18 protein-coding genes are annotated in these 15,254 nt (G+C 58.1%); 6 read left to right on the forward strand and 12 right to left on the reverse strand.

Features of this window, described 5'->3' with window-relative positions:
* Nucleotides 1–30: 30 nt before the first annotated feature.
* Both thpR and cca read left to right on the forward strand, forming a co-directional pair.
* Entirely contained in the window at nt 31–576 is a 546-nt protein-coding gene (gene thpR, locus MCP_RS00430; protein ID WP_012898834.1) for an RNA 2',3'-cyclic phosphodiesterase, read from the forward strand.
* Nucleotides 566–1,897 carry a CCA tRNA nucleotidyltransferase gene (cca, locus tag MCP_RS00435; protein WP_012898835.1) on the forward strand — a complete coding sequence of 444 codons (1,332 nt, stop codon included), beginning with the start codon at nt 566–568 and terminating at the stop codon, nt 1,895–1,897. The genes thpR and cca overlap by 11 nt, the downstream gene beginning before the upstream one ends.
* Here the strand turns inward: cca and MCP_RS00440 are convergent.
* Nucleotides 1,894–2,874 (reverse strand): histone deacetylase family protein, encoded by a 981-nt coding sequence (locus MCP_RS00440; protein WP_012898836.1) that lies wholly within the window; start codon nt 2,872–2,874, stop codon nt 1,894–1,896. The genes cca and MCP_RS00440 overlap by 4 nt on opposite strands.
* A 320-nt stretch (nt 2,875–3,194) precedes the next feature.
* On the opposite strand from MCP_RS00440, the gene MCP_RS00445 reads away from it, so the two are divergent.
* Nucleotides 3,195–3,578 (forward strand): hypothetical protein, encoded by a 384-nt coding sequence (locus MCP_RS00445; protein WP_012898837.1) that lies wholly within the window; start codon nt 3,195–3,197, stop codon nt 3,576–3,578.
* A 46-nt stretch (nt 3,579–3,624) separates the two neighbouring features.
* Here the strand turns inward: MCP_RS00445 and MCP_RS00450 are convergent, their stop codons facing one another.
* Together MCP_RS00450 and cutA are read right to left on the reverse strand one after the other, a co-directional pair.
* Nucleotides 3,625–4,323 (reverse strand): nucleotidyltransferase domain-containing protein, encoded by a 699-nt coding sequence (locus MCP_RS00450; RefSeq protein ID WP_012898838.1) that lies wholly within the window; start codon nt 4,321–4,323, stop codon nt 3,625–3,627.
* A complete protein-coding gene (cutA, locus tag MCP_RS00455; protein ID WP_012898839.1) occupies nt 4,320–4,637 on the reverse strand; it encodes a divalent-cation tolerance protein CutA in 318 nt (105 codons plus the stop codon). Before cutA ends, MCP_RS00450 begins: the two co-directional genes overlap by 4 nt.
* Before the next feature lie 59 nt (nt 4,638–4,696).
* Here cutA and MCP_RS00460 point away from each other — a divergent pair, with 59 nt between their 5' ends.
* Nucleotides 4,697–6,361 (forward strand): site-2 protease family protein, encoded by a 1,665-nt coding sequence (locus MCP_RS00460; protein ID WP_012898840.1) that lies wholly within the window; start codon nt 4,697–4,699, stop codon nt 6,359–6,361.
* On the opposite strand, the gene MCP_RS00465 is transcribed toward MCP_RS00460, so the two are convergent.
* Nucleotides 6,362–7,009 (reverse strand): hypothetical protein, encoded by a 648-nt coding sequence (locus MCP_RS00465; RefSeq protein WP_012898841.1) that lies wholly within the window; start codon nt 7,007–7,009, stop codon nt 6,362–6,364.
* A 161-nt stretch (nt 7,010–7,170) separates the two neighbouring features.
* On the opposite strand from MCP_RS00465, the gene MCP_RS00470 reads away from it, so the two are divergent.
* Nucleotides 7,171–8,283: a TIGR04013 family B12-binding domain/radical SAM domain-containing protein gene (locus tag MCP_RS00470; protein WP_012898842.1), complete on the forward strand. Its 1,113-nt coding sequence runs from the start codon at nt 7,171–7,173 to the stop codon at nt 8,281–8,283.
* Between the two features lie 187 nt (nt 8,284–8,470).
* Here MCP_RS00470 and MCP_RS00475 read toward each other — a convergent pair whose 3' ends face one another.
* The 5 genes from MCP_RS00475 to MCP_RS00495 all read right to left on the reverse strand — a co-directional run bounded on the left by MCP_RS00475 (nt 8,471) and on the right by MCP_RS00495 (nt 12,017).
* Nucleotides 8,471–8,845, reverse strand: coding sequence for a hypothetical protein (locus MCP_RS00475; protein WP_012898843.1), 375 nt, complete (start codon nt 8,843–8,845; stop codon nt 8,471–8,473).
* Between the two features lie 73 nt (nt 8,846–8,918).
* Nucleotides 8,919–9,398: a hypothetical protein gene (locus tag MCP_RS00480; protein ID WP_012898844.1), complete on the reverse strand. Its 480-nt coding sequence runs from the start codon at nt 9,396–9,398 to the stop codon at nt 8,919–8,921.
* A gap of 23 nt (nt 9,399–9,421) precedes the next feature.
* Nucleotides 9,422–10,951, reverse strand: coding sequence for an archaellin/type IV pilin N-terminal domain-containing protein (locus MCP_RS00485; protein ID WP_394296147.1), 1,530 nt, complete (start codon nt 10,949–10,951; stop codon nt 9,422–9,424).
* A 2-nt stretch (nt 10,952–10,953) separates the two neighbouring features.
* Entirely contained in the window at nt 10,954–11,559 is a 606-nt protein-coding gene (locus MCP_RS00490) for a PA14 domain-containing protein (RefSeq protein WP_012898846.1), read from the reverse strand.
* Nucleotides 11,559–12,017 (reverse strand): type IV pilin, encoded by a 459-nt coding sequence (locus MCP_RS00495; protein WP_012898847.1) that lies wholly within the window; start codon nt 12,015–12,017, stop codon nt 11,559–11,561. The genes MCP_RS00490 and MCP_RS00495 overlap by 1 nt, the downstream gene beginning before the upstream one ends.
* 174 nt (nt 12,018–12,191) lie before the next feature.
* Between MCP_RS00495 and MCP_RS00500 the strand changes: the two genes are divergently transcribed.
* Nucleotides 12,192–12,809, forward strand: coding sequence for a flavodoxin domain-containing protein (locus MCP_RS00500; RefSeq protein ID WP_128859871.1), 618 nt, complete (start codon nt 12,192–12,194; stop codon nt 12,807–12,809).
* Here MCP_RS00500 and MCP_RS00505 read toward each other — a convergent pair whose 3' ends face one another.
* The 3 genes from MCP_RS00505 to MCP_RS00515 are packed head-to-tail and all read right to left on the reverse strand — an operon-like array spanning nt 12,810 to nt 15,197.
* Nucleotides 12,810–13,298, reverse strand: coding sequence for a deoxycytidylate deaminase (locus MCP_RS00505; protein WP_012898849.1), 489 nt, complete (start codon nt 13,296–13,298; stop codon nt 12,810–12,812).
* A gap of 4 nt (nt 13,299–13,302) precedes the next feature.
* Nucleotides 13,303–14,391: a deoxyhypusine synthase gene (locus tag MCP_RS00510; RefSeq protein WP_012898850.1), complete on the reverse strand. Its 1,089-nt coding sequence runs from the start codon at nt 14,389–14,391 to the stop codon at nt 13,303–13,305.
* Nucleotides 14,392–14,447: 56 nt separating this feature from the next.
* Nucleotides 14,448–15,197 (reverse strand): DUF128 domain-containing protein, encoded by a 750-nt coding sequence (locus MCP_RS00515; protein ID WP_012898851.1) that lies wholly within the window; start codon nt 15,195–15,197, stop codon nt 14,448–14,450.
* Between the last annotated feature and the right edge of the window lie 57 nt (nt 15,198–15,254).

Genomic DNA, 15,254 nt, shown 5'->3' on the forward strand with positions numbered 1-15,254 from the left:
TTTTGCCCCGGGGAGCGACTTATACCAGCGATGATACGCGCGTTCATATCCGTCAACCTCACGCCCGGGATAAGGCAAAAGATCGGCGAGGCCGAGCGGGACTTCGACATGAAGGGCATCAAGCTCGTCGAGCCCTCCCTCATTCACGTCACGCTAAAATTTTTGGGGAACATCGAGGAGGCCAAGGTGGGCGAGATCGAGGCCGCGCTGAAGAAGGTATCCGTCAGGCCGTTCAAGGCGAGAATGCGCTCCCTGGGAGGCTTCCCGAACCCCCGGAACCCCCGGGTCATCTGGGTGGGGGCGGAGGGCGACTTCGCGGAGCTAAATAAGCAGGTCGAGGCCCTCATGGAGGAGATTGGCTTCCCGAGAGAGGGCCGCTTCCAGCCCCACGTGACCATAGGCCGGGTGAAGTTCCCCACGCCCGAGCAAAAGCAGGACCTTCCCGGCCTGTTCGAGAAGTACAAGGACTTCGACGCCGGGGAGATGACTGTCGATTCCATTCATCTTATGAAGAGCACGCTGAGCCCTAAAGGCCCCCGGTACGACGTGCTGAAGGAGATACCCCTTGCCCGATGAGCTATACAGGGAGGTGCTGGAGCGCATCAAGCCCTCTGCCGTCGAGGATGCCCACATGCGAAGCGTCGCGCACGAGGTCATCGATAAGCTGGACTCGGAGGCCCGGGAGCATGGCCTGGACGTCTACACGATCCACGTGGGCTCGACGGCCCGGGACACCTGGCTGAAGGGCAAGAAGGACATCGACATCTTCCTGATGTTCCCGCCCGACACGCCCCTGGAAAAGCTCAAGGAGGACGGGCTCCGGCTTGCCAGGGAAGTCTCGCCCAGGTTCGAGGAGCGCTACGCCGAGCACCCGTACATCACGGCCCTGTATAAGGGCCTGGACGTGGACCTGGTGCCGTGCTACCACGTGGAGGACGCCGCCCACATCCAGTCGGCCGTGGACAGGAGCCCGTTCCACAACACGTACGTCCTGAAGCACATCGACGGCCTCCACGACGAGGTAAGGCTTTTAAAACAGTTCACCAGGGGAGTGGGCGTGTACGGCTCCGAGCTGAGGACCCAGGGCTTCTCGGGATACCTGTGCGAGCTGCTGGTACTGAAGTACGGCTCCTTCGACGGCGCCGTGGAGCACGGCGCCGGCTTCAAGCGGGGCAGGGTCATCGACATCGAGGGCCACATGGATAAGTCCGTCGAGCACCCGGACCCCCTCATCGTGATCGACCCCGTGGACCCGAAGAGGAACGTGGCCGCGGCGCTCTCCGGGCAAAAGTTCTGCGAGTTCGTGGACGCCTGCCGCAGGTTCCTGAAGGCCCCGTCCATCGACTTCTTCTTCCCGCCGGCCGCCGAGCCCATGAAAAAGGGCGCGCTCGAAGGGCTGCTGGCCTCAAGGGGCACGAAGCTCCTCGCCATTACCTTCAAAACGCCCGACATCGTCGAGGACACGCTCTACCCCCAGCTCAGGAAGGCCGAGGACTCGCTGGCAAAGCTGCTGGAGCGCCACGAGTTCAAGGCATACCGCACCGACGTCTGGTCCAACGACAGGAGCGCCATCGTGCTCGAAATGCTGGTATGGGAGCTGCCTGCCATCGAGCGCCACCTCGGGCCGCCCCTCGACGAGCGGGAGCACTGCGAGAAGTTCATCGAAAAGTACCCCGGCGCCTACATCATGGGCTGCCGCTACGTCGTGGACATACCCCGCAAGTACGATACCGCCGTAGAGCTCATCAACGCCCAATTAAAGTCCTGCGGGCTGGGCAAGCACGTCTGTGCCTCCATCGGCCAGGGGTTCGAGATCCTGACGAACGAGAAGACGCTCGAGCTGGGCCCCGAGTTCGCCCGGTTCCTCACGAAGTTCCTCCGCGCCCCGGAGACCTAGAGCCTCCAGTACCTTTTTTGTATCGCCGCCGCCTCGACGATGCGCTCGGTCGCCGCCGCCGTCCGCTCTCCGGATATTCGGCCATGATCCTCTCCCGCGAAGCCCCGCAGCGACGCCTCCACGCATAGTGGCAGGTACTTTAGGGAATATCCTCCCTCAAGGAGCATTACAACATTAGCGCTCCCGGCGGTTTTTATGAGCGATGCCAGCGCCCCGAAGCCCGGGGCCGTCATCCGCATGTCCCCGAGCGGGTCGGCCTCATGAGGGTCGTAGCCCGCAGATACGATGACCAGCTCCGGGCGGTAGGCGTCCATTACAGGCACGAGGATGCTCTCGAAGGCGTGCACGTAGTCGGCGTCGCCCGACCCTGCCGGCAGGGGCACGTTCACGTTATAGCCCTCGCCGTCACCCGTGCCCGTATCATCGGCCGCGCCGGTGCCCGGGAAATGGGGGTACTGGTGGACTGAGAAGTAAAGCACGTCGGGCCGGCCGTAAAACATTAGCTCGGTGCCGTTGCCGTGGTGGACGTCCCAGTCGACGATCAGCACCTTTTTAACCTTTTTAAGGGCGTGCGCCGCCCCGACGGCCGCGTTGTTGAACAGGCAGAAGCCCATGGCCTGCGCGGGTAGCGCGTGGTGGCCCGGGGGCCGGACCATCCCCGCCGCCAGGCTCTGCCCGGAAAGCGCCAGGTCGACGGCCTCCACGGCCGCGCCCGCGGCCTTCAGCGCCGCCATCGCCGATCCTTCGCTCATGTACGTGTCCAGGTCGAGCCTGCCCCGGCCGTGGCCCAGTATGTTCCTCACGTACCAGGGGGCATGCACCGCTTCCAGCTCGGGGACGCTCGCAGGCCGGGGCTCCCTGAACTCGAGGCCCATGGGCCGCAGCCTCTCCATTATAGCCTCCAGGCGCTCCTTACACTCCACGTGCCCCGGAAGGTCGTGCCCCAGGAAGTCGTCCGAATACAGTATGCACGCCATCGAACATGCTCCATTATTATATTATTCTGCCCCGCATTAATATTATGATGGCCCGTTATACATCGCATACAATCTATAATGGCTTTTATATGGACGGGTTATTAAGCAAAACATTTATATTTTAAGAAGGGCTATAACTGCAAAAAATGTATTATTAAAAATGGTTATATTTTACTAAGCAAAATTAAAGATTTATTTACAACTGCGCTTAATAAATAACCATTTATAAGGATAAAGTATATAAATCAACAGGGTTATTATCAACCAATATTAATAAATTATCGTAAATTAGAAATAATTTATTAAACGAGGTGGATAGGATGAAAAAACTTACCGTACCCGTACTTGATGAGAAGGACAAAGAGTTCGTGGAAACCTTAGTTAACGTGGGCTTAAAGAGGAACGTGGCAAAGACCTTAGTGTATTTAGCGAACGTCGACGAGACCATCAGCCGCGACATCGAGCTCGGCGCCGACCTGAGGCAGCCGGAAGTAAGCATCGTCATGCGCGAGCTGAGGGACCAGGGCTGGGTCGAGGAGAGGGAGATCAAGAAGGAAGGCAAGGGCAGGCCGCTGAAGTGCTACAAGCTGGCGACCAGCATCACCGACATCATCTCCATGCTCGAGGAGCGCAAGAAGGAAGAGGCAGCGGTCCACCTCGAGAACATCCAGAAGCTCAGGAATCTTTCGGACAAGCTGAAGTAAGTCAGCTAATAAAAACAACTATTTTTACTTATCATCTCTATTTCCTTTATTTTGACATCCGCCTGCGGAGCGCCGGGTCGCTGTACGCTATTTCCGCGAGGACTTGCTCGAAGCTCTCCTCAGGGGCGAGCGTCCGGTGGAGGTATATGCCGGTACGGCCGACGTCGGCCCTCCTCTCCAGCACCCGCATCCTCTCTTCAACGATGGCCTGCCCGACCCCGATCTTTTTCGCCACCCAGCCGGGAGGCAGGTCCGACAACGGGGTCTCAATATGCCCTTCCGGAGTGGGCTCGATGAACATGAGGCGCTTATCGACCCCGCAGACGCGCCCGCCTTCCTCGATCCCCTGCAGGCCTACCTCGCCCCCGAACCGGTAGAACTCGAGCTCTGTTTCACGGGGCGGTATGAGCGGGAAAATGACGTTCGTATCGTCCTGCAGCACCAGGTGGGCCTTGGCCATCGCCCTGGGCGTGGCCTGTACGATGCTCCTCTCCCTCACCCGGTCGTCCAGCGCCAGCCCCACCAGCATGGAGCTGACCATCGAGGGGATAAAAATGTCAACATCGCTCGCCGGCTTCACGTCCCCGCGGGCCACGCTCCCGAAGACGTAGCCGTCGACCTCGCTCTTCTTTAACAGCGTTAAAACTTCCCGGGCCCTCTCCCGGAGCCGGCGCAGATGCTCCCACGTCTCCGGCCCGTAGGCGACCTCTTTCCGGGGCCCCATCTCAGCGGTCTTTCGCCTCATCGCCCCTTCTCGGTCTCCGCCTTCACCCATTCGAGGTAGGGCCCGTAGCCGTCCTCGAGCTTCCACGACGTAATGCAGGGGAGCTCATAACTATGAATCTCCTTCACCCTTTTTATCACGTCCAGAACCCTCTCAGTCGTCGTCTTACAGAGCATGGACACCTCGGTGTCGCGCTGGATGCGCCCCTCCCACCGGTAGACCGACGAGATGATGCCGAAGTTCACGCAGGCCACCAGGCGCTCGGCGACCAGAACATCCGCTATTCGGCCTGCCTCTTCCATATCCCTAGAAATTATATATACTACGGAGAACATCTAGTACCAAACTTTAACTCGAACTTGTGTTTATATAAGATTTATGGGGAGAAAGTAATTTGGTAGAATTGATCTGGATCGCCGCGTTCGTGGCGTTCGCCCTCTGGTGGTACATCATCGCGGACCTGGAGAAGGCGGGCATACTCAAGAAATACAACATGACGGCCATAGGCCCCATCCTCATGCTCCGCACGTTCCGCGGCCAGGGCTTCCTCGACTGGCTGGCGAAGCCGAAGGGCCTCTGGAGAGTGGTCACCCTCCTGGGCATGCCCATCGTGCTGGGCTCGATGGTCCTCATGCTCGTCCTTTTCATCGGCATGGACTTCCTGATGCTCGCGAACATCGAGTCGGTGCCCACGCCGGGCCCGGCCAACGCTCCCCAGAACATCATCGCCATCCCAGGCCTGAACCAGTTCATCCCCTTCTGGTGGGGCTGGATAGCACTGATCGTCGCCATGGCCGTGCACGAGTTCGGGCACGCCATCCTGGCCAAGGTGGAGAACATCAAGGTCAACTCCCTCGGCATCATACTCATGCCCGTGCCCATCGGCGCCTTCGCCGAGCTCGACGAGGAGCAGATGTTCGGGACGAAGAGCGAGGGCAAGACCGCGGACATCCTGGGGCCCATGGAGACGAAGGCCCCCGGCGAGGGCAAGAGGAAGGCCACTTCCAGGCAGCTCACGTCCATCCTGAGCGCCGGGGTCATCGCCAACTTTTTCGTCGCCTTCCTGGCGTTCGCGCTCCTCTTCGGCCCCGTGCTGGGCTCCGTCGCCGCCACCACGAGCGACGTGATCGTGTACGACGTAGCGCCCAACAGCAGCGCGTACGACGCCGGAGTGAGGGCGAACTTCATCGTCAATTCGGTCGGCGGCATGAACGTCACCAGCCCGGAACAGTTCAACGCCGCTTTGCGCTCGGCCACCGGGCAGAGCGTGGCCATATCGGGGCTCCTCGACAATAAGCCCGTGAGCTACGTCGTGCCCGTGAACGGCACCTCGGGCGTATACGTCAGCGACATCGTCAACGACGACAAGTACCCCGCGAAGGCCGCGGGCATCGCCCAGAACATGCGGATCGTGGCCATCGACGGCACGCCCATCGCGGACAGGGCCGCCTTTACCGACTACATGAACCACACGGCGCCCAACCAGTCGATCGTGCTCGGCATGGCCTACCAGAACAACACGATGGTGAACACGACGGTCGTGCTCGCGCAGGGCCCCGAAGGCCAGTCATATATCGGCATATACACCGTCGACAACCCGCTGGGCATCAGCGCCAGGAGCTTCGCGAGCGGATACCTGGGCGGCCTGAAGAACATGCCCTTCTCGCTGACAGGCTGGCTGAGGATCTTCGTCCTGCCGGTGCTCCAGTTCAGCGGCGACGACCCGGGCTTCAGCATATTCCAGGGCCAGTTCTCGAGCCTGTTCCACCCGGTGGGCATCGCGGCCTCGTTCGGCTCTGCAGTCTATAGCCTGTCGGAATGCCTGTTCTGGATCGGCTGGCTGAACCTGAACGTGGGCCTGTTCAATTGCCTGCCCATGATCCCGCTGGACGGCGGCCACGTGTTCAGGGAGATCGTGCGGCGGTTCCTGGACCCGGTCATCAGGGACCCGGCCAGGAAGGAGAAGATCACCGGCACGATCGTGAACGGGTTCGCCGTGACCCTGTTCGCGGCCATACTGTTCATGATGCTGGCCCCGTACATCGTGCACGGGATATAATTAGCCCCAGCCCACGAGCTCGAGGGTCGCCCCGTCGCATGCCGTATATATTTTTACGGGGACGGGCACACCGGGCGCCCCCCAGTACGTGGCATCCGAGCCCTTGAAGCTCGTTAAATATTTTTTACAGTCGTACGTCCCCTTCGGCACGGTGACGCTGTCCGGGCCGGCCGCCCTCGCCGCGAGCCCCTCTGAGTAAAGGACCGGGTCATCGGCCTTTATTTTATCGGCGGATGCCGTGTTCGAGGTCATGCTGCTCTGCGAGCTCGAGTAACGCATGCTATAGCTCATCCCTCCGTCGCTCGAGCTCATCGACGAGACGTCGCCCGACGTCTGCGTCCGCCTGATGCTCACCATCCTCCCGCTGTCGAGCGAGCTGTAATCGAGCCTTACGTCCCCGGTTCCGCCGTCGGCCGTCGTCAGCCTGTACTCCATCCAGCGTGTCCCGCCCAGGTCGAACGGCGCCATATCTGCGGCCGGGCCCGAGGGCACCGACTGTGACGAAGGCACGTCATCAGGCAGCGATATCAGGGGCGCAATGCCATTCTCCACCTGCTTTATCGCCGGGGCGGCGCCCTGTAACAGGACGCAGCCGGCCAGCGCTACAGCGAGCGCCATCAGCACATAAACGAGATATTTTCGAGTCATTCAACATACCCCCCTACTGCAAACTACCGTTTACAGGGCTTATTATATCGACATTTATATTAATATTTGATTGATAAAAGGCACGTCCGCAGCAAGCAGCGCCCACGCGGCGGCCTCTCCCCGATAAGGTTTTTAATGATGGGCCCGGCAAATATGGATTGATGGCCCGCGTCCACTTCCGCTGGAACCCGAAAAACCGCTACAGCATCGCCGCCCTCGGCGGGGTCCTGGACTTCGACCTCGTCCGGAAGCCGGAGGCCGGCATCATGCTCTATAGCTTCGCCTCTCCCCAGGCTCGCTCCGTGTTCAGGGAGGTGGGGTCTGCCAGCACTGATTCGGTCTTTATCGCCGGGGGCCCCCACCCCTCCGGATGCCCCGGGGAGACTCTGGAGCACTTCGACTACGTGGTGGTGGGCGAGGGCGAGGAGACGCTCCCGGATCTGGTCAGCACTCTGAACCATGGCGGAGATGTATCGGGAGTGAAAGGCATCGCCTACAAGAAGGACGGGAAGGTCATCTTCACGCCTAAACGAGGAGAGGCAGACCTTGATGGGCACCCGCCCTTCAAGCCACCGCTATTCGGCCCGATCGAGATCACCCGCGGCTGCCCCTGGAGCTGCGCCTACTGCCAGACCCCGCGGCTATTCGGCCACCACATGAGGCACCGGAGCGTGGAGGCCATCTGCAAGTACGACAAGTTTTACGAGGATAAGCGTTTAGTTTCGCCGAACGCCTTCGCCTACGGCTCCGACGGTATCACCCCCGACGAGGCCGCCGTCGAAAATTTATTAAAATCCCTTTCCGGGAACATCTACTTCGGCACGTTCCCCTCCGAGGTGAGGCCCGAGTTCGTCACCCCGAGGATGCTGGAGCTGGTTAATGCTTACTGCGCTAACAGGGAGATCCACCTGGGCGGCCAGTCCGGCAGCGACCGGATGCTTAAAGCCATTCACCGCGGCCACACGGCCGCACAGGTGCTGGATGCTGTCGAGCTGACGCACGATAACGGCCTCACGCCCGTCGTTGATTTTATATTCGGGCTGCCCGGAGAGCGGGAGGAGGACCAGCAGCTCACCGTGGACTGCATCAACGCCATCATAAAGGAGGGCGGCAAGGTCCGTGCCCACTACTTCATGCCCCTGCCCGGTACCGAATTGGCCGATACGAAGCCCGAGAAAATAAGCCCCACCATCGATAAACTGCTCGGCAAGCTCGCGCTCGGGGGCAGGCTCACCGGCTCGTGGTCCGACGTCAAGGCCCTCAAAAAACAATAAGGATGCACGAAGACTGTTTCAGCCACGAAGCTACACAAAGCGGGCCTGAAGCTACACGAAGAATTATAAAAATAACTTTTATCGTCGTTTTCTAATTTATAAAAAACTTAGAGCTGCTTCGAGCCGCTTTGTGTAGCTTCGCGGCTGAACAGTCTTTGAGTTAGCTTATTATTTTTAGAACGGCTTCTTAAGCGATGATGATCTTCCCGCCGCAATCGTCCTTATTCTTTTTAGGCGTGGGCGTCGCCGTGGCATGGGCCATGTTCATCGCATGCTCCGATGTGCCCGCGTTGAATACAAGGTCATACAGGGTCTTCCCCATCTTGCTGTTCCGGTCATAGCGGTAATAGCTGGTCTTCCCCACCTTCCGGGTCTCGTGGATGACCTTGTACTTCAGGAGCCCGTCTTTCATCTTGTTCACCTTGGGCTTCGAGATCTTCAGGCGCTCCGCGACGTCGGCGATGTTGAACTCGTTGCCGTGGTTGAAGACGAGATATACGATGAGTTGCGCTGACGAGTTTTGGCCGAATATTTCAACGAGTGGGGATGTGGGGACTGTCATGTTTTCACGCCTTTGTTTTTTTGGTTAAAGGTTATACGGCGGTGTTGTTCTTAAAGGCATCGATAAAAAAAAATTAATGAGCATCATTTTGATTTGGATATAAACTTATATCCCAAGTAGCAGCACCATTTTTTGTGCCAAGAATGTGGATATCTGAATTTGGCCCATATATTTTCCTAACTTCGTATGCAACACCGGATAATTGAGAACGGATTAATTCTCTATCATTTGTATCTTTTACTTCAGTTAGTATTTGCACTTCCATAAATTTATAAGGAACAGTATCAGTTGGCCCGGCAATATATACTTTATAAATATAACCTTGTTGAAGATTTGGATATTGTGTCCAATTTATGTTATTTATTACATAGTCATTTGGTAGAATCGTCAGGGTATCATTTTCAACAGGATTCTCTGTAGGTATAGGTGTAATAGTATTGATTGTTGAGTTATTATTAGTTACAAAATTATTATCAAATTTATAATAGCATAAACCGATAATTAAACCAATAATTACTACTACGCCTATAATTAATACTAATTTATTATTCATATGGACACCATTCACTTCAGTAATTAATTTTTATAAAATATTACTTTTCCTTTGTTACCCCCATTATCCATCTCAAATTGTAGTCCTCCTGAATAATGGTCTACATCATTATAGATGCTATAATGCCCGTTTGGTCCTCCAATATCCCAATCCCATGTTGGACTACTATCATCACTTGCACCGCGGCTCGATCTTTCAAAGTGATTGCCTAATGGTCCATCGTAGTAATATCTTAACGGACCCCTATACTCTTCTCCTGTATAATATTTGAGAGTCATTTTCCCATGAGCATTATACTGCGCAACCGGCGTCGGAGTAGGACTGACCGGCCCGGGCGGGTTACTCGTTGGCCCCGGGGTTGGCGTAGGTGTCGGCGTGGGCGTTGGGACGGCCTTCACAGTGATAGTGTGGCCGGCGATCTGGCCGAACAGGTAATGATTGGACCACATCATCCTGTACTGGGTATAGTAGCTGCCGGCGGCAGGGGCCTTGATGGTGAAGGTGAACGTGTAGTCGTTACCGTTACGGACGACAGTGCCGGGCGTCATTAGTATTCGGTCGCTGGTGCCGTTGAAATGGTAGGCGTCGCCTGAGGTGCCGTCGACCATGGCCAGGTAGACGGGGTCCGAGCCGGATGCGAACCAGGCGGCAGTGCCGGTATTCCTCATGGTGATGGTGACTGTCCTGGTTTCGCCGGACGTCATCTCGTCGGGCATGTTCAAGGAGACCACGCTGGCGTCATGGTAGGAGCTGACGACGCGGACGGGCTTTGAGAACTCGTCGCCGAACCGGCCGAATTCGGGGCAATACATGCGGTAGCCTATAGTGTAATCGCCGGCGGCGGGAGCCGTAAGTGTAAGCTCGAACGAATGGCCCTGGTGCGGCTGGACGCTCGCGCCGCCCATGCCGATGGAGGGTAGCGCTATGGTCGAGCCGTTCGGGGATAGCGTGTAGCCGGCAGTATCGTTCCAGGGCAGGTAGCCCGTGTTCGAATAGGTGATATGGACTGCGTAAGGGTCCCCCGCGGTCATTGTGTCGGGCACGTCATCGCCGACGAGTACTGCGTCGGGGTAGGGGCGGAAGATCGTCTCGAACGTGCCGGAGGCCTCGGGCGATCTGTCGCCGTGGTCATCGTAAGCGACGGCCTCGACGTGATAGCTTCCTTCGAGGTAGCGTCGAGAGGAGCTGGTCCACGAATTACCGGCCAGCTCTGCTTTTTTCCAGGGGCCCCCGTTGAGGCGGAAATAAACCAGGCTGGCGTTCCTCCCCGGAGCCGTCCGGACCGTGCCTGATATGCTCGTATACCTGTCAGCGTAGAATCTGCTTCCGTCCGCGGGCTCTGTGATGGCCACGATGGGGGCGTTTTCCTCGAACGATACGTCGTTCCGGGCGCCCCAGGCCTTGAACCCGCCGAAGTCGAGGGCAGCGGCGGCGATGTTATCGCCGATGGCGCTCTTAAGCACCAGCGCAGCGACCAGGATGACCGCCAGTAATACCAGAGAGCCCTGAAGCTCGGATATTCCCCGGTCGGAGCGACGGAAGCGCGTCAACACGATCACCTGCTAAAAGACGTTACCGGCACGAGAGCGCCGCCCTGCTCCCACTTTAACGAGCACGATGCCGCCCGTATGTCCGGGTAGAAGTACTTCAGCTTCAGGGGGTGGTTGCCTTTTGTAAGGCTCAGCGTGAACGTTTTAGACTGGGAGACGACGGGTACTCGGTTATCCGCCACTATCGTGCCGTCTATCCAGAGCCACGCCTGGCCGGCGCTATCCAGCTCTAATTTGTATGAGCCGCTCTCAGGCACGTAAAGATAGCCCGAATAAAGAACCATCCCCATGGTGGCAGGGGCATCATCCGGGGCATAAGTGGAGTCGAGAGCGATCGTGCTATCAATCCGCTCCAGAGACAGCATCTGGAGGACGATATCGTCGGGGTCGCCGGAGGCGATGTTACTGTGCGCGCTGTCGACCTCATAATAAAAGCAATACAGGCCCTTACTCAGGCTCTGCTCGCCGTAGCCGGCGATCTGCGCCGCCGCTTCCCCTCCCTGCTTCGTCGTCGTGGAGAGCACTACCGCCGAGACGGCGATGGCCGCCACGAGCACGATGCCGATGGAGAGGACGGTGTAGAACGCGTCCGCGACCCCCGAATCGTCCATCAGCGCGCCACCAGCACCATCATGCCTATCTGCTGTTTGGACTGCGTATCGGATATTTTGATGGTGTAACGGTTACCCGATGTAATGGCCATGCCCGTGAGCTGTATGGCGGACGTCTGCATGCCCGAGCTTATCGCCGCGGGCGTGACCGTATCGGGCACGGTAATGCTCCCGATCTGCACCCCGCCGTCGTCGAACACGCTCAGCGAGAGCTGCGCCACGTTCAGGGGGTCTCCCGACTCGTGGTTGAGCAGCAGCGAAGGGCTGGCGCCGCCGTTTAAAACTCCGGACAGGCTGGCCTTCGGAGTCCCTGCGAGCACCTGTAGCTGCCCTCCCCTGGAGAGCACCAGGGACCCGATCATCAGCGCCACGATCACCACGATGGCGATCATCAGTATGCTGTACACGGCGTTCTCCACGCCGCGCTCATCGTCCATGAACTTCCATTTGCCTTTCATTGTACGACCTCTTAATATACATATTTATGCAAAAAAGTTTGTTGCAATATTTTGATATAAAGCTTTCGCTTGCGCTCCAATCCCCAAAAGATAAAATAAATTAAAATTTGGAGGTACAAAACCGTACAATTCGGCCATATAATAGATAATTCAGCGCGGATAATGTTTCTTAGTATGGCCAACAAGCTTGCCCTCGTCATCTACGATACCAAGTACGGCTCGACCGAGCAGGTCGCCCACTGGGTGGCCGAGGGGATCGGCGATGCCGACATCAGGCACGTGGAGGACGTGACCTCGCTGTTCTACGACCTCATCGTCATCGGCTCGCCCGTCTACAACGATGCCCCTTCCTCCCACATCATGGCCTTTTTGGACAGGTACAAGGAGAACTTAGCTAACAAGCGGCTGGCCGTCTTCACGGTGAGCCTGCCCTACAACATGACGCCCGAGCGGGCGAAAAGCTACACCGGCGTCCACGGGCTCACGGAGCTCACCGGCAAGATAAAGGGCACGGTCATCGACACGAAGGCGTTCCTGGGCAAGGTGGAGGAGAAGGAGTTGACCGCCCTGGACAGGCTCTCGCTCCGCATCCAGTACTTCTTAAAGGGCTATGAGCTGAAGGACGCCAACTTCATGGACCGGGGCGCGGCCATCACCTGGGGCAGAAAGCTGTTCGAGCTGGCCACGAAGGCGCCTGAGCCCGTAACGAAAGAAAGAAAAGACCGTAAGATCGGCGGCTCTACGGAAGTGCCGGGGCACAAGGGCAACGGGCAAAAAGAAGAAAAGAAATGATCAGACGCTTAGGGGCCTTTCCTCAGGGGGCTCCTCTTTCGAGGGCATCCGCAGGACATCGATGCCGGCCTGCTTTAAAAATTTAAGCGACATCTCGTCCGGGTAACCGTTCTGGAACACGACCCTATTAATTTTGCAGTTGATGATCATCTTGGTGCAGAGGATGCATGGCTGGTGGGTGCAGTAAACGGTGGCGCCCTCGATGGACACGCCGTGGATGGCGGCCTGGATGATGGCGTTCTGCTCCGCGTGGACGGCCCTGCACAGCTCGTGGCGGGTGCCGTGGGCGACGTTCTCCTTCTCCCGGATGCACCCGATGTCCAGGCAGTGCTCGAACCCGTGGGGGGCGCCGTTGTAGCCCGTGGAGAGGATCTGGCCGCCTTTCACAATGACTGCGCCCACGTGGATGCGCAGGCAGGTAGACCGCTTGGCCACTACGTTGGCGATCTCCATGAAGTACTCGTCGTGGGTGGGCCTCTCGTGGTTCATACGATCACTTCTTCTCTTTGGACGGCTTAGCCTTTTGCTTCGGCGTTACCGCGGCGTACTTTAATTTTAACTTCTTGCCGCTCCAGTCGTACCTGGGGGCAGAGCGCTTCTTAATATACGAACTGGTCTTCTGTGCGAGCGCATGGCTCACGACGGGCAAAGCGATGGTGGCGTCGGCGAATACCTGCACCTTGGGCGCCACGGCGGCTATTTTACCCCAGGACACGGCCTCCTCGAACGTGCAGCCGCTCAGGCCTCCCCAGTGCGGAGCATCGGTAGTGTACTGGATAGCGTAACTGTGCCCCTCGATGGGCAGGCCCAGTATGGACGCGATCACTTCGGTCTGCTGGATGAAGTTCTTGGGAACGCCGCCGCCCACGTAGATGACGCCGGTCTTCTTCGAGTTCTCGATGATCTGGGTGATGTCGTCCACGTCCTTCATCTGGTCGACGTTGATGGCCCGGCCGCCGCGCCTTGCTACCATCAGGCCGATGCCGATGGAGCTGTCGCACAATGCGGGGACGAAGATGGGCACGTTGTGCATATAGGCGCTCACGACGACGGAGTCGTGGTCCGCGCCCTGCTCGTGGAGCCACTTGCCCAGTAAGAACATGAACTCTCTGGACGAGTACGGCCTGTCCGGCTCCAGCGTCTCGCTGAAGTCGGCGATGATGTGGTCGGTCTTCCGGAACTGCTTCTCCACGGCGAACACGTCGTAGATACGGTCCACGCCCTCCTTGAAGAGCGCCTCGTCGTTGGCCGCGTGGGAGCCGACGTAGTGCTTGCCGCCCAGCGACTCGTGGATGTCGTGGAACATGTTGGCGCCGGTACTCACCAGACAGTCGATCATGCGGTTCTGGATGAAGTAGGCGACGATCTTGCGCATGCCCGCGGGGCACATGGCGCCCGTCAGGCCCATGAAAATTGTGAGATTGCTGTCCTTGAGCATGTGAGCCCAGGTCTCGACGGACTCGCCCAGCTTGCGGCCCTGAAAGCCCGTGCTGGCCATGGCGTCCATGAGCTCCGACACGGACTTGTCGGTCACGGCGATGGGCACCGTGGGCCTCTGAAGAAATTTACTGGTTTTGGCCATAGTCGTCCTCTCTTTTGTCAATAAGAGCGGACTCCTCGGATATAAATTTTTAGCTCTTACGCGAGCTTCTTCATCTCCCGGAAATCGAGCGTGCCCTTGATGGCCTTGGTGACGATGGGGATGCCCGACTCTTGCACGGCCGCCATGGGGTTGGTGCCGCCGGTGATGATGACGCCCATGTGGTCCCTGTCCACGTCCACGCCGAGCACGGGGGTGTTGGGCTCGCCGACCTCGAGGATGCCGTAAAAGCCCGCGGTCAATAACCTGTTTATCGTGTGGTCCACGTCGTCCTTCGCGGTCATGGGGACCTCCCTGAAGTTCGCCAGGACCTTGCCCGAGCCCGTCCTGGTCATCTCTTTTACGGACGTGAGCTCCTGGGACATGAGCACCTCCAGCGGGTCGATGGTGGTGCTGTCGTACCGGATCATGTCGGTGAACCTGATGGGCTGCCTGTCCTTGACCTGGACGATGCCCCCGAACTTGGGGCGGACCGGTATGCCTTGCTTTAAGAAAACGCCGTCGATGGTGATGCTGCAGGCCGTCGCGATGCCCGCCTTGCCGGGGGCGACCCGGTAGCCGCTGAATGTCTCTCCCTCGTCGAATAGCTTCACGTACGAGCACACGGACAGGCCGCTGTACATGACCTGGCGGAATAGCTCCAGCACCTCGTCCAGGTTATTCTTGTCTACCACGGAAAGGTTAACTACGATGTCGCCGTCACGGGTCTTGGGATTGAACGTGACGTTATACATGATCTCCTCTATCCGGGCGTTGGTGAACATCATCTCTTCATTCGATTCGTACATGGGCAACCCACAATTTATTTATTCCTAAAGGTTATCTATTTTTGGACTTAGATAAAG

The organism is Methanocella paludicola SANAE, assembly GCF_000011005.1.
GTDB classification, from domain to species: Archaea; Halobacteriota; Methanocellia; order Methanocellales; family Methanocellaceae; genus Methanocella; species Methanocella paludicola.

Excerpts from the sequence above, each read along its gene's own strand:
- thpR (WP_012898834.1), top strand. The coding sequence starts at position 31 with ATGATACGCGCGTTCATATCCGTCAACCTCACGCCCGGGATAAGGCAA.
- MCP_RS00440 (WP_012898836.1), bottom strand. The coding sequence starts at position 2,874 with ATGGCGTGCATACTGTATTCGGACGACTTCCTGGGGCACGACCTTCCG.
- MCP_RS00445 (WP_012898837.1), top strand. The coding sequence starts at position 3,195 with ATGAAAAAACTTACCGTACCCGTACTTGATGAGAAGGACAAAGAGTTC.
- MCP_RS00450 (WP_012898838.1), bottom strand. The coding sequence starts at position 4,323 with ATGAGGCGAAAGACCGCTGAGATGGGGCCCCGGAAAGAGGTCGCCTAC.
- cutA (WP_012898839.1), bottom strand. The coding sequence starts at position 4,637 with ATGTTCTCCGTAGTATATATAATTTCTAGGGATATGGAAGAGGCAGGC.
- MCP_RS00465 (WP_012898841.1), bottom strand. The coding sequence starts at position 7,009 with ATGACTCGAAAATATCTCGTTTATGTGCTGATGGCGCTCGCTGTAGCG.
- MCP_RS00470 (WP_012898842.1), top strand. The coding sequence starts at position 7,171 with ATGGCCCGCGTCCACTTCCGCTGGAACCCGAAAAACCGCTACAGCATC.
- MCP_RS00475 (WP_012898843.1), bottom strand. The coding sequence starts at position 8,845 with ATGACAGTCCCCACATCCCCACTCGTTGAAATATTCGGCCAAAACTCG.
- MCP_RS00480 (WP_012898844.1), bottom strand. The coding sequence starts at position 9,398 with ATGAATAATAAATTAGTATTAATTATAGGCGTAGTAGTAATTATTGGT.
- MCP_RS00490 (WP_012898846.1), bottom strand. The coding sequence starts at position 11,559 with ATGGACGATTCGGGGGTCGCGGACGCGTTCTACACCGTCCTCTCCATC.
- MCP_RS00495 (WP_012898847.1), bottom strand. The coding sequence starts at position 12,017 with ATGAAAGGCAAATGGAAGTTCATGGACGATGAGCGCGGCGTGGAGAAC.
- MCP_RS00500 (WP_128859871.1), top strand. The coding sequence starts at position 12,192 with ATGGCCAACAAGCTTGCCCTCGTCATCTACGATACCAAGTACGGCTCG.
- MCP_RS00505 (WP_012898849.1), bottom strand. The coding sequence starts at position 13,298 with ATGAACCACGAGAGGCCCACCCACGACGAGTACTTCATGGAGATCGCC.
- MCP_RS00510 (WP_012898850.1), bottom strand. The coding sequence starts at position 14,391 with ATGGCCAAAACCAGTAAATTTCTTCAGAGGCCCACGGTGCCCATCGCC.
- MCP_RS00515 (WP_012898851.1), bottom strand. The coding sequence starts at position 15,197 with ATGTACGAATCGAATGAAGAGATGATGTTCACCAACGCCCGGATAGAG.